We start from the raw sequence: 13394 nt of genomic DNA on the forward strand, positions 1-13394 counted from the left end.
AACTCACTTGCCGGATGGCTACAAGAAACGTCTCAGGTCACTGGCCTTTCAGCACGAGGTGCGACCCATGCCGGGCGCACCCGACATTTCCGTCGCCCAAATGCAAAAACCCCCGCCTTTACGGGCGGGGGTTTCTGGCTTAGGGAGCCTGACGATTACCTACTTTCACACGGGAATCCGCACTATCATCGGCGTAGAGTCGTTTCACGGTCCTGTTCGGGATGGGAAGGGGTGGGACCGACTCGCTATGGTCATCAGGCAAAGAGGGTTGTCGCGTTGCTTCGCAACGCGACCAATCTGGGAAGAAGCAGTAATTTTGGTTGTGTGTATCACACACGAGAATCCAACTTGTCGCTTTGGATCGCGGCCAGTGCTTGCGCACGGCGCCGATCTACAAGGCAGACTTGTTATAGGATCAAGCCTTACGGGCAATTAGTATCAGTTAGCTGAACGCATTACTGCGCTTACACACCTGACCTATCAACGTCCTGGTCTCGAACGACCCTTCAAGGGGATCTAGTCCCCAGGGATATCTCATCTTAAGGCGAGTTTCCCGCTTAGATGCTTTCAGCGGTTATCTCTTCCGAACATAGCTACCCGGCGATGCCACTGGCGTGACAACCGGTACACCAGAGGTTCGTCCACTCCGGTCCTCTCGTACTAGGAGCAGCCCCCTTCAAATATCCAACGCCCACGGCAGATAGGGACCAAACTGTCTCACGACGTTTTAAACCCAGCTCACGTACCTCTTTAAATGGCGAACAGCCATACCCTTGGGACCGGCTACAGCCCCAGGATGAGATGAGCCGACATCGAGGTGCCAAACACCGCCGTCGATATGAACTCTTGGGCGGTATCAGCCTGTTATCCCCAGAGTACCTTTTATCCGTTGAGCGATGGCCCTTCCATACAGAACCACCGGATCACTATGACCTGCTTTCGCACCTGCTCGACTTGTCGGTCTCGCAGTTAAGCACGCTTATGCCATTGCACTATCAGCACGATTTCCGACCGTACCTAGCGTACCTTCGTACTCCTCCGTTACGCTTTGGGAGGAGACCGCCCCAGTCAAACTGCCTACCATGCACTGTCCCCGACCCGGATCACGGGCCAAGGTTAGAACCTCAAACAAACCAGGGTGGTATTTCAAGGACGGCTCCACCGAAACTAGCGTTCCGGTTTCATAGCCTCCCACCTATCCTACACAGATCGGTTCAAAGTCCAATGCAAAGCTACAGTAAAGGTTCATGGGGTCTTTCCGTCTAGCCGCGGGTAGATTGCATCATCACAAACACTTCAACTTCGCTGAGTCTCGGGAGGAGACAGTGTGGCCATCGTTACGCCATTCGTGCAGGTCGGAACTTACCCGACAAGGAATTTCGCTACCTTAGGACCGTTATAGTTACGGCCGCCGTTTACCGGGACTTCAATCAAGAGCTTGCACCCCATCATTTAATCTTCCGGCACCGGGCAGGCGTCACACCCTATACGTCCACTTTCGTGTTTGCAGAGTGCTGTGTTTTTATTAAACAGTCGCAGCCACCAGTTTATTGCAACCCCTTCACCCTCCTGGCGCAGGCCAGTCAAGCTACAAGGGCGTACCTTATCCCGAAGTTACGGTACCAATTTGCCGAGTTCCTTCTCCCGAGTTCTCTCAAGCGCCTTAGAATACTCATCTCGCCCACCTGTGTCGGTTTGCGGTACGGTCATCGTTAGACTGAAGCTTAGAGGCTTTTCTTGGAACCACTTCCAATTGCTTCGCTCCCTAAGGAGCTCGCGCCACACCCTTGAATTACGCACCCGGATTTGCCTAAGTGCCTTCTCCAATGCAGCGACCGGGACTTCCAACACCCGGACAACCTTCCGCGATCCGTCCCCCCATCGCATCTAACAATGGTGCAGGAATATTGACCTGCTTCCCATCAGCTACGCATTTCTGCCTCGCCTTAGGGGCCGACTCACCCTACGCCGATGAACGTTGCGTAGGAAACCTTGGGCTTACGGCGAGGGGGCCTTTCACCCCCTTTATCGCTACTCATGTCAGCATTCGCACTTCCGATACCTCCAGCACGCTTTTCAACGCACCTTCGCAGGCTTACGGAACGCTCTCCTACCATGCGTGCAAAGCACGCATCCGCAGCTTCGGTATATAGCTTAGCCCCGTTACATCTTCCGCGCAGGACGACTCGATCAGTGAGCTATTACGCTTTCTTTAAAGGGTGGCTGCTTCTAAGCCAACCTCCTGACTGTTTTAGCCTTCCCACTTCGTTTCCCACTTAGCTATATTTGGGGACCTTAGCTGGCGGTCTGGGTTGTTTCCCTCTTGACACCGGACGTTAGCACCCGATGTCTGTCTCCCGTGATTGCACTCTTCGGTATTCGGAGTTTGCTATGGCGGGGTAATCTGCAATAGACCCCCCAACCATGACAGTGCTCTACCCCCGAAGGTGAGACACGAGGCACTACCTAAATAGTTTTCGGAGAGAACCAGCTATTTCCAAGTTTGTTTAGCCTTTCACCCCTATCCACAGCTCATCCCCTAACTTTTCAACGTTAGTGGGTTCGGACCTCCAGTACGTGTTACCGCACCTTCATCCTGGCCATGGATAGATCACTTGGTTTCGGGTCTACGCCCAGCAACTGAACGCCCTATTCGGACTCGCTTTCGCTACGCCTGCCCTATACGGTTAAGCTTGCTACTGAACGTAAGTCGCTGACCCATTATACAAAAGGTACGCCGTCACCCCTTGCGAGGCTCCGACTGTTTGTATGCATGCGGTTTCAGGATCTATTTCACTCCCCTCCCGGGGTTCTTTTCGCCTTTCCCTCACGGTACTGGTTCACTATCGGTCGATCACGAGTATTTAGCCTTGGAGGATGGTCCCCCCATCTTCAGACAGGATTTCACGTGTCCCGCCCTACTTGTCGTACACTTAGTTCTTTCATACTGTTTTCGCCTACAGGGCTATCACCTGCTATGGCCGCACTTTCCAGAGCGTTCGGCTAACAATACAAATAAAGAGTACAAGGCTCATCCCATTTCGCTCGCCACTACTTTGGGAATCTCGGTTGATTTCTTTTCCTGCGGTTACTTAGATGTTTCAGTTCACCGCGTTCGCTTCACATGGCCTATGTATTCAGCCATGGATACTCCAAAAGGAGTGGGTTTCCCCATTCGGACATCTACGGATCAAAGCTCGTTTGCCAGCTCCCCGTAGCTTTTCGCAGGCTACCGCGTCCTTCATCGCCTGTGATCGCCAAGGCATCCACCACATGCACTTGTTCGCTTGACCCTATAACGAGTCTGTCTCGTTACAGGTTGAGTTCTCGCGTTGTGCCGTATTCCAATTGAGTCAAACATAGAGTTCGAATCATCTTGAGATACATCGATACAATCACAACCCGGATAGTTTCCACGTCCATCTCAAGACGCTTCCGCTATCCAAATTACTTACTTCTTCCAGATTGTTAAAGAACGACAGCCGATACTTTCGTACCGCTCTGACTGGCTCAATCGCCAATGAAAAAGACTCGAACCAAACTTCATTCGAATATTTGTCATTGAAGATTATTGAAAGCGGCCGGCATTATAACCGGTTTAACCGCAGACAGCTAGCCTGTCTTAATCAACAGCCGATAAGCGTGAGCGCTCAATTTTGCGAGAAGCTCTGGAAAGGAGGTGATCCAGCCGCACCTTCCGATACGGCTACCTTGTTACGACTTCACCCCAGTCATGAATCCTACCGTGGTGACCGTCCTCCTTGCGGTTAGACTAGCCACTTCTGGTAAAACCCACTCCCATGGTGTGACGGGCGGTGTGTACAAGACCCGGGAACGTATTCACCGCGGCATGCTGATCCGCGATTACTAGCGATTCCAGCTTCATGCACTCGAGTTGCAGAGTGCAATCCGGACTACGATCGGTTTTCTGGGATTAGCTCCCCCTCGCGGGTTGGCAACCCTCTGTTCCGACCATTGTATGACGTGTGAAGCCCTACCCATAAGGGCCATGAGGACTTGACGTCATCCCCACCTTCCTCCGGTTTGTCACCGGCAGTCTCCTTAGAGTGCTCTTGCGTAGCAACTAAGGACAAGGGTTGCGCTCGTTGCGGGACTTAACCCAACATCTCACGACACGAGCTGACGACAGCCATGCAGCACCTGTGCGCCGGTTCTCTTTCGAGCACTCCCACCTCTCAGCGGGATTCCGACCATGTCAAGGGTAGGTAAGGTTTTTCGCGTTGCATCGAATTAATCCACATCATCCACCGCTTGTGCGGGTCCCCGTCAATTCCTTTGAGTTTTAATCTTGCGACCGTACTCCCCAGGCGGTCAACTTCACGCGTTAGCTACGTTACTAAGGAAATGAATCCCCAACAACTAGTTGACATCGTTTAGGGCGTGGACTACCAGGGTATCTAATCCTGTTTGCTCCCCACGCTTTCGTGCATGAGCGTCAGTATTGGCCCAGGGGGCTGCCTTCGCCATCGGTATTCCTCCACATCTCTACGCATTTCACTGCTACACGTGGAATTCTACCCCCCTCTGCCATACTCTAGCCTGCCAGTCACCAATGCAGTTCCCAGGTTGAGCCCGGGGATTTCACATCGGTCTTAGCAAACCGCCTGCGCACGCTTTACGCCCAGTAATTCCGATTAACGCTCGCACCCTACGTATTACCGCGGCTGCTGGCACGTAGTTAGCCGGTGCTTATTCTTCCGGTACCGTCATCCCCCGGCTGTATTAGAACCAAGGATTTCTTTCCGGACAAAAGTGCTTTACAACCCGAAGGCCTTCTTCACACACGCGGCATTGCTGGATCAGGCTTTCGCCCATTGTCCAAAATTCCCCACTGCTGCCTCCCGTAGGAGTCTGGGCCGTGTCTCAGTCCCAGTGTGGCTGGTCGTCCTCTCAGACCAGCTACTGATCGTCGCCTTGGTAGGCCTTTACCCCACCAACTAGCTAATCAGCCATCGGCCAACCCTATAGCGCGAGGCCCGAAGGTCCCCCGCTTTCATCCGTAGATCGTATGCGGTATTAATCCGGCTTTCGCCGGGCTATCCCCCACTACAGGACATGTTCCGATGTATTACTCACCCGTTCGCCACTCGCCACCAGGTGCAAGCACCCGTGCTGCCGTTCGACTTGCATGTGTAAGGCATGCCGCCAGCGTTCAATCTGAGCCAGGATCAAACTCTTCAGTTTAAACCTGTTACTGTTTTCGGTTCGGTTAAGAACCGGTCGCTCACTCAAAGCTGACAGGAATATGAATCACTTCATAAACCTGACTTACTTTAGTGTGAGACTCTTGATACTTTCGCTATCTGATCCGAGGATCAGCTCGCTTCCATCAAGCGCCCACACTTATCGGCTGTTAATTTTTAAAGAGCATTTCTGCGAGAAACCTTCTGTTTCTCAGCAGCGCTGCGTTTTCAGCAGCAGAGAAGCGAGATTATGAGGTGTTTTTTTCAACTCGTCAACAACTTATTTAACTAATTCGTTGCGACGGTTGGGATTCAACTCAATGTGCGCCGAGATCGCTAAAACCAATCTCAATTGCACCGCTTCCCTTCTTTCTCCCCGCGCCGTGTTTCCGTTAGCGCGAAAGAGGCGTGATTCTATGCACCCGCCCTCGTCTCTGCAACCCTTTTGTGAAAATTTTTTTACAAGCGATGCCGGGGGCCCGTTGAGCCGCCCCCGATACTTATAGAAGCGACTCGGCAGATGCTGCCTCAGTTGCCCGTGAACAGCCCTGCCGCATCGAATGCAACCTCCGTCGCTCACCGCCCCACCATCGCCCTCACCACTCCATCCCTCCGGATCAAGCCGTGATACAGCGCGGCCGCAAAGTGCGCGACGAACGTAGCGAAGAACAGGTAAGCCAGCAGCCGGTGCGCGACCCGGAGCCAGGCAAACGTCACCGGATCCGCCGAAACCAGTGCCGGCAACTGCACACCGCCGCCCAGCGTCACCGGATACCCGCCAGCCGACAGCATCGCCCAGCCGATCAGCGGCATCGCGACCATCAGCGCATACAGCACGAGATGCGACCCATGCGCGGCCACCTTCTGCCAGACGGGCAGATCCGCGGGCAACGCCGGCGGCTTCGACACGAAGCGCACCACGATCCGCACACAAACCAGTACCAGCACCGCAACCCCCAGCGGCTTATGCAAAGCCACGAGGAAATCATGCCGCCCGGAAACGGACGCCACCATTCCCACGCCAATAAACAACATCGTGAGAATCATCGCGGCCATCACCCAATGCAGCACCCTCGCCGGCAAGCTAAACGTCGTAGTCGCCTTCATCACCGTCCCTCCGCACTCAACCGCGCCGCACCGGCCACGCCGGCCTCTTCACTCGTCCTGCGCAGATACGAATCCGCATACGCCGCCGACCGCGCCGCCAGCAACGGATCCCCCGATACCTGAATCCCCTGCGGCAACACCGTCGGGTCGTAATTCACATCGCGGCACGGCCCGCCGTCCTGCGGCTCCACGCGATCGAGCACGAGCGTGCCCGCGTCGATCGTCGTGCGCTGCGCGGGCCAGACCTTCGTCGCGTCGTCCACCGGATCGCCGGGCGCCGCCAGCGTGACCAGCAGCTTCCACTTCTGCGCACCGTCCGCGATGCGACGCGTCAGGTCCTGCTGCAACACGTTCGGATCCGCGGCCGTCGCAACGTCGCCGGCGCCGGCCGTCTGCTCCGGCACGACGCGCCACCGCACCGCTTGGCGCTTGCCCGCTGCGTCGACGAAGTAGAACGCGTTCAGCCCGTAATAACTTTCGGTGACGTAGCTCGCGCTCGGCTTCGCACCCTTCACCCATGCGCGGAATGCAGCCGTCTCCGGATGCGCGCCGAAAAACGCCTTCACCTTCGCCGGATCGGGCTTGCCCGTGGCCGGATCCGGCCGGGTCGCGAGCAACTGCGCGTAGAACGCCTTCGGCGTCGCCACCGGAAACACCGGCATCGCGTTCATCCCGGTCCGCCATTGCTGGCCGTCCGGTGCGGTGAGTTTCAGCGCGAGGCTGCGGATCGGCACGCTGCTGTCGGGCGCATACGGATTCCCGCCCGGCAGCGCGAACCGCCCGACCACCGGCGTGCGCACCGCCTTGAAGAACGGCGCGACCGAATACGCGCTCGCGGCGCCGTTGCTTTCGAAGTAACCGGTCACGCACACGCCCTTCGCGTGATTGCGCCGGAAACCCGGATGCGCGCCGCCGCCGGCCGTCTGCAGCGCGTCGACGATTCGGTGCGGGGTCAGCCGCGTCGGCGCGAGCCAGCCGCCGACATACCCGAACGCCACGGTCACGCCGGCCACCGCGCCGCCGATCACGGCCCAGCGCCACCACCCGCGCCCGGGTTCGCGCGGCGGCGAAGAAGAGGAAGATTGCTTCATGGATGCACTCCCGATCGTCAGATCATTGTCGAACAGGCATAGGACGCCGCACGCGCCGCTTTATTCCATGAAGAAATTTTTCGTATGCTGATGGAATAAGCGGCGCCGACCGGCGTCCTACGCGGAATCTCCACGCTTATCGGCTAGCGCCCCGGCCATGCCCCCAAACGCCCCCGACGACGACGCGTTGCGCGAACTCATCCCCAGGCTGCGACGCTTCGCGCTCTGGCTGGCGCGCGACGTTCATGCGGCAGACGATCTCGTCCAGTCGACGCTCGAGCGCGCGCTGTCGCGCTGGACGAGCCGCCGCGACGACGCGTCGCTGCGCAGCTGGCTCTTCACGATCCTTTACCGGCAGTTTCTCGACGGCAAGCGCAGCGCGAAGCGTTACGCGTGGATGCTCGGCCGCATTCGCGACGACGACGAGCTGCACTGGCCGTCCGCCGAACGCGAGGTGGCCGCGCGTGCGACGCTCGAAGCGTTCGGCCGCCTGTCCGACGAGCAGCGCAGCCTGCTGCTGCTCGTCGCGGTCGAGGGCTTCACGTATCAGGAAGTCGCCGACCTGCTCGACGTGCCGATCGGCACCGTGATGTCGCGACTCTCCCGCGCGCGTCAGGCGCTGCGCCAGCTCAGCGACGGCGAGCTTCCCGCTCCTTCTCTCCGGTTGATGAAATGAACAACCTCCGTCCCGACGAACACGATCTCCAGGCCTATGTCGACGGCCAGCTCGACGACGATGCGCGTGCCGCGGTCGAGCGATATCTCGCGCTGCATCCAGAGAGTGCGGAACAGGTGAAGCGCTGGCAGCAGGATGCGCAGCGGTTGCGGGCCGCGCTCGAGAGTGTGCGGATGCCGGGCGAGAATCCTGAACTCGATCCGGCGGCGATTCGGGCGCGGCGTGCGGAGCGCTCGCGGATGCGGTTCGCGATCGCGGCTTCGTTCGTGTTCTGTATCGGGCTGGGGACGTTCGGCGGGTGGCAGGCGCGCGGGTGGAACGCGGCGCCGCCGATCGCGCCGATGAGCGATGCGCTCGAGGCTTATCGGATGATGGTGGTCGACCAGGTCGCGAAGGTGGATTTCCGGCCGACGAGTACGGGCGATTTGCAGGGGTGGCTCACCAGACGCGTGGGCGCTTCGGCGAAGCTGCCGGATCTGAGTGCGGCGGGGTTCAAGCCGGTTGGCGGGCGGTTGTTTACGACGGACAGCGGGGCCACGGCCGCGATGGTGCTCTATGAGGACAACGCCGGGCGGACGCTCAGCTTCTATCTCCGGCCAGCGGAATCGAAACATCGGCTGCTGCCGGCCGGGCAACGCGTGGATGGGGCGTTGCTGGCGCGGTATGGGTCGGTGAATGGGATTAATTTCGCGGTGGTTGGGCCGGCGGTCAATCTCGGCGAACAAGCCGTTGTGCGGGCGCTTGATCAGCAGATTTGAGCGAGACAATGCGCGGAACGTGGTCCGCGGGCCGGCCCGGGCGGCTCAGGCAGCCCGAAAGCGCGCACGCTCACCGGTCGGGTTCACAGCATCGGGATTCGTTTTTGTATTGGTTGTCCACACCGCGCAGCTCGTCTCGACGCGTTCGTGGATGGGCGGGCGCTCTTCGGTTTCGGTCTCACAGGGTTTGGCGTCGTTTCGGCGCTGGATATCCACATCGGCCGCAACGGCTTCGCATGCCCTCGCTTGTCGAATCGCTCACCTTTGGGTTGCACAGGATTTCGAGTGGCTTTGGGGAGCGATATCCACAACGGCGCCGCGGAGCCGACATACATGGTTTTGACTCGGCATGAACATTACGCTGATGCTGCCGTCCTCGTGCGTCGGAGTCTCTCGTCTCGGACTGCACTTTCGTCCGTGATGCAGATCGCGCCAGAATCGCTACTTGGTTCCGTAAATCCGCAGAATTTCCCCGCTCTCCGGCGAAATCACGTAACCGACTGACTTCCCAAGCCTATTGGCATTGCCGAGCCCTCGCTTGCCCGGTATCAGTTTCGCAATAAACGTTACGGAAATGGCGTCTTTTCCATCTTGGCCCTCCCCGTCTGCTGCTTTTCGTTCACCAATATGGATTTCGAAATTTCCGAGATTCTGGCCGCTGTGCGCGAAGTCCTCGTACGCCGCCTTCAAACCGACAACTGTCGCTGTGTTGAGGGTGATACCACTGCCTTCTGCTGTACCGAAAATCGATTCACTCATGGCAAATATAGGAAAAGTAGTGTGGCGCATCTCATAGGTCAGACCGAGCAGCGTCGCGGTATCGAGCTCGACGGGGCACCGGTCGGTTTGGCCATCCTTCTCCCCGAGACATCCTGTTCAACTACCCTTCTTTCTGCACGGCCATTAATTCCCTCAGGCACTCAACGCACGTTGCGGTCAGCAATCCGATGGCTGCTTCCATCGACTCGTCATCGTTGAAGCGGTAGACATTCCCTCCCTCATACTTACCGCCCAGCGCAAGCACTTTCGTCTCTTCGGATTCGAGCATGTAGCCGGGATGCTCGATTTCGTCGCGCAAAAAGGTCAACGGCACAATCCGACGGCTGCCGCTCCAGCAGTTGCGATCCCTGACGAGATCGGACACCGCTTGTGTCACAGGCTCACCGCCGACATATCCGTGAGACGGGCAATTTATCAGCGGCATCTCGTCACCTGTTTCCTGAAACACAAACTGTCGCACGAGTAATCCTCGACCACGCCGGCTCATCCGGCGCTGCCTCCATCGGTGGATTCGTATCGGCCACCAACTACAACACCTTGACCAGCCGGACGCGATTCAGTCGCCACGAAACCGCATCTCCAAACTCAAGTCCCCTTGCCTGGGATCGTAGCGAAACTCCGCCACGCCCCATGAACACGGTCCGAGTCGTGCCTCTGTGGGATGCGCGCTCACCACAGCCAGTCCCGACGCCTTTCCGATCGACCGAACGATCTTCGACTCTGTGATGCTCGCGTCGAGGAAGCGAATCGTATCGAACAGGATCAACACGCTTGTCAGACGCCCTCCAACCACGTCGATCAAGCATTCGCCCGCATGTCCACCGAAGGTGATCTTCTGCGATATGGGATAACGCACCGCACCCTTCTCCAGCTCCTCAACCGGCGAACACAGGCGCCGGACGCCCTCGCTCAATCGCCCGTCGTCGCCGACCTCGATACGCACGCGGTCGGCGTGAACCACACCGCTTTGCCAGTCAACCCGGATCGCCAATGTCATGTCGACAACTCGTCGCATCGTGAATGCAGGCGATTCTACAGACATGACCGTTTGCACATTGACCGCAGACCTCACAGCCCGTCGATTTGGTTGTCTGCTCGCTGCACGCAGTGCATGGTTTGCCCGGATCACAGTCGCCGGACTGTGCTTATCCAATGGTGTTAACAGAGTTCGTATACATACGTAGTGATAGTTAACAAGCACGCAGCCTCACAGTGGATAACCACCGTAACGTCCTGAATTTTCAGCGCGAAGTGGAATGCATAACCACAGGCAATGCACACTCAAAGCTCTGTGCAGCACAGAACAACTTTTCGCCGATTCACAGCCGCGCCGACATATCCTCAATCGTTCCACTGTGAATCCAGAGGCTTGCCGGATGGTTATCCAGAGGGGAATGTGGATAACCTCACAGCACATCGACGTGTTTTGCTGTGACATGAAGACGTGGAGCCCACGTGCTCGCAGCACCGGGCAACGGCCGATCGTCAGCGCGCGCATCCCCGGTTCAAAAAATTTTCACAAAGGGGCTTGTGCTCCTCCAAAACCCTCTCTATAATTCGCGGCTTCTTAGGCTCGTAGCTCAGTTGGTTAGAGCACCACCTTGACATGGTGGGGGTCGTTGGTTCGAATCCAATCGAGCCTACCAACGAACAAAATGAAGGGGTCCGGCAGCGCGAATTGCCTACAGGCAATCCGGCTCGCCAAACATACAAACGCCACGCGGCAACCTCGCGTGGCGTTTTTCTTTTTGCGGCCGAAACTGCGCATGCATGTGCACGATGCATCGCGCGATCCACGCGCCACAAGCAGCAGGCAATCGACAAAGCAGCGCGCAGAGCAGGGCAAGCGCGCGCAGCGCGCCCACCGGCCGCCCTCAATGCAGATGCTTCAATTTATCAGGATTACGCACGACATAGATCGCGACGATCTTCCCGTCGTCGATGTCGAGCGCCGTCGTCTGCAGCTCGCCGTCGGCCTCCAGCGTGACGAACCCCGGCAGCCCGTTGATGAACCCCGCACGCACGAGTTTCGACGCATGCGTGGTGAACAGCTGGGCCAGGTATTCATGCACCTTCATCACGCGTTCGAAGCCGAACACCGGCTTGCCCGCGGCCGCGCGCTTGCCGCCGCCGTCCGAATGCAGGCTCACGTCTTCGGCGAGCATCGCGCCGAGCGCGCGCATGTCGCCGCTGCGCGACGCCGCGAAGAACGCCTCGGCCAGCTCGATCCCGCGCTGCTTCTCGACATGAAACCGCGGCCGCGCCTCGCGCACATGCGTGCGTGCGCGCGCGGCAAGCTGCCGACATGCGGCCGGGTCGCGCTGGATCGTCGTCGCGATCTCGTCGAACTCGAGGCCGAACACGTCGTGCAGCAGGAACGCCGCGCGCTCCAGCGGCGACAGCCGTTCGAGCGCGAGCATCAGCGGCAGCGTGACGTCCTCCTGTTCATCTTCCTCGACGACCGGCTCGGGCAGCCACGGGCCGATATAGGTCTCGCGCTGGTGCCGCGCTGACTTCAACTGATCGAGGCACATGCGCATCACCATGCGGCGCAGGAACGCCTCGGGCACGCGCACCTCGGTGCGATCGACGTCCATCCAGCGGATGAACGCCTCCTGCACCATGTCCTCGGCGTCCGCGACGGAGCCGAGCATCCGGTACGCGACGCGAATCAGCGTGCGACGCAGCGGGTCGAAGCTCGCCGCTGCGTCGGCCCGGTCTTCGGCACTGCCCGTGGCCGGATCGACGCTCGTCATCAAGCCACCATCTTCGCGGCCGCGGCCTTCGCCTCGGCCGGATCGACCCACAGCCCGAAGCCGACGGCAAGCCGGTTCCAGCCGTTGATCACGTTGATCATCAGCGTGAGTTTCACCTGTTCCTCCTGGCTGAAGTGGTCGTTCAGCGCCGCATACGCGGCCTCGTGCGCGCCGTGGCCCTCCGACAGCCGCGTGAGCGCCTCGGTCCAGCCGAGCGCCGCGCGTTCGCGGTCGGTGTAGCAGGGCGCTTCGCGCCAGGCGGCCAGCAGGTTGATGCGCTGCTCGGTCTCGCCTTGCTCGCGCGCCTCGACGGTGTGCATGTTAAGGCAGTTCGCACACGCATTGATCTGCGATGCGCGGATCTTGACCAGCTCGATCAGCGTCGGCTCGAGGCTCCCGGCAGCAGCGACCGACACGGTCATCCAGCTCTTCATCAGCGCAGGGGCGGCGGCAAACGGATTGAGTTTCGCAGTCATGGTTCCTTCTCCTTTCGTGTGGGTTCCGGTGATATGACGAGCGAGCACCCCGTGCGTGTGACATCGACGCAAAAAATTTTTCAAAGGCCGGGAAGCATGCGGGGTCGAACGTGGCGCCGATGCCCGCGACACCCGCGCGCGGATGGGGATCCGACATCGCCCGCATGACGCCGTTGCTCCGGCGAAGCCGGGCCATCGACCTTTCATCTGCGCCGCATGGCTGTCATGAGGCGTCGGTAGCGCGCAAGCGCAGGCATGCACATTGCGTTAGAGTGGCCGAGCCCCGCGATGACGGGCGTCGACGGTTCGTCATGCCGCCGAGCCGGACGGGGTCAATTCTTTCATTTTTCTTTCGCCTTTGTTTCGCCCGAAATCCGATTCGCGACGTTCACATTTCTGGCCCATACTGTTCTGCACGGGCAGAAGAAGTGATGCCGCATCAGCGGCCCGGCGCGCGCGCCGGCTGCCCGACGACGCAGCAACGAAGGTCGCACGTCAGCCGCGCGCATTCGAGCGCAAGGCTTTCCTTTTTCCGGCAACGCAACG

The 13394-nt window shown here is 58.9% G+C and carries 9 protein-coding genes, 1 tRNA gene and 3 rRNA genes; 3 read left to right on the forward strand and 10 right to left on the reverse strand.

The genetic code is table 11. From position 1 onward, the window contains the following. Positions 1-146 precede the first annotated feature (146 nt). The 5 genes from rrf to ACP26O_RS00210 all read right to left on the reverse strand — a co-directional run bounded on the left by rrf (position 147) and on the right by ACP26O_RS00210 (position 7402). Positions 147-259, reverse strand: a 5S ribosomal RNA gene (gene rrf / locus ACP26O_RS00190). 152 nt (positions 260-411) lie between these two features. Then, positions 412-3293, reverse strand: a 23S ribosomal RNA gene (locus tag ACP26O_RS00195). Positions 3294-3672: 379 nt separating this feature from the next. Then, positions 3673-5205: ribosomal RNA gene (locus ACP26O_RS00200) — 16S ribosomal RNA — on the reverse strand. The 16S, 23S and 5S rRNA genes sit together here, the layout of an rRNA operon. 575 nt (positions 5206-5780) lie before the next feature. Then, positions 5781-6311 carry a cytochrome b gene (locus ACP26O_RS00205; protein ID WP_006757410.1) on the reverse strand — a complete coding sequence of 177 codons (531 nt, stop codon included), beginning with the start codon at positions 6309-6311 and terminating at the stop codon, positions 5781-5783. Further along, a complete protein-coding gene (locus tag ACP26O_RS00210; protein WP_175665582.1) occupies positions 6311-7402 on the reverse strand; it encodes a catalase family peroxidase in 1092 nt (363 codons plus the stop codon). Before ACP26O_RS00210 ends, ACP26O_RS00205 begins: the two co-directional genes overlap by 1 nt. Before the next feature lie 157 nt (positions 7403-7559). Here ACP26O_RS00210 and ACP26O_RS00215 point away from each other — a divergent pair, with 157 nt between their 5' ends. Together ACP26O_RS00215 and ACP26O_RS00220 are read left to right on the forward strand one after the other, a co-directional pair. Further along, positions 7560-8078 carry a sigma-70 family RNA polymerase sigma factor gene (locus tag ACP26O_RS00215; RefSeq protein ID WP_105830786.1) on the forward strand — a complete coding sequence of 173 codons (519 nt, stop codon included), beginning with the start codon at positions 7560-7562 and terminating at the stop codon, positions 8076-8078. Then, positions 8075-8836 carry an anti-sigma factor family protein gene (locus ACP26O_RS00220; RefSeq protein WP_175665581.1) on the forward strand — a complete coding sequence of 254 codons (762 nt, stop codon included), beginning with the start codon at positions 8075-8077 and terminating at the stop codon, positions 8834-8836. The genes ACP26O_RS00215 and ACP26O_RS00220 overlap by 4 nt, the downstream gene beginning before the upstream one ends. Before the next feature lie 441 nt (positions 8837-9277). Here the strand turns inward: ACP26O_RS00220 and ACP26O_RS00225 are convergent, their stop codons facing one another. From ACP26O_RS00225 to ACP26O_RS00235, 3 genes are all read right to left on the reverse strand, one after another. Further along, complete coding sequence (locus ACP26O_RS00225) at positions 9278-9595, reverse strand: hypothetical protein (RefSeq protein ID WP_175665580.1); 318 nt, start codon at positions 9593-9595, stop codon at positions 9278-9280. Positions 9596-9716: 121 nt separating this feature from the next. After that, positions 9717-10076, reverse strand: a complete 360-nt coding sequence (locus ACP26O_RS00230; protein ID WP_244099032.1) for a hypothetical protein — start codon at positions 10074-10076, stop codon at positions 9717-9719. Between the two features lie 96 nt (positions 10077-10172). Then, positions 10173-10613 (reverse strand): hypothetical protein, encoded by a 441-nt coding sequence (locus tag ACP26O_RS00235; RefSeq protein WP_175665579.1) that lies wholly within the window; start codon positions 10611-10613, stop codon positions 10173-10175. A gap of 572 nt (positions 10614-11185) precedes the next feature. Between ACP26O_RS00235 and ACP26O_RS00240 the strand changes: the two genes are divergently transcribed. Beyond that, positions 11186-11262 (forward strand) — tRNA-Val (locus ACP26O_RS00240). Positions 11263-11490: 228 nt separating this feature from the next. On the opposite strand, the gene ACP26O_RS00245 is transcribed toward ACP26O_RS00240, so the two are convergent. Both ACP26O_RS00245 and ACP26O_RS00250 read right to left on the reverse strand, forming a co-directional pair. Further along, on the reverse strand, positions 11491-12372 hold the full coding sequence (locus ACP26O_RS00245; RefSeq protein WP_175665578.1) for a sigma-70 family RNA polymerase sigma factor: 882 nt from the start codon (positions 12370-12372) through the stop codon (positions 11491-11493). Further along, positions 12372-12848, reverse strand: coding sequence for a carboxymuconolactone decarboxylase family protein (locus tag ACP26O_RS00250; RefSeq protein WP_175665577.1), 477 nt, complete (start codon positions 12846-12848; stop codon positions 12372-12374). The genes ACP26O_RS00245 and ACP26O_RS00250 overlap by 1 nt, the downstream gene beginning before the upstream one ends. Positions 12849-13394: the final 546 nt, after the last annotated feature.

The sequence above is a fragment of the Burkholderia sp. R-40 genome (genome assembly GCF_049942845.1).
Lineage (GTDB): Bacteria > Pseudomonadota > Gammaproteobacteria > Burkholderiales > Burkholderiaceae > Burkholderia > Burkholderia ambifaria.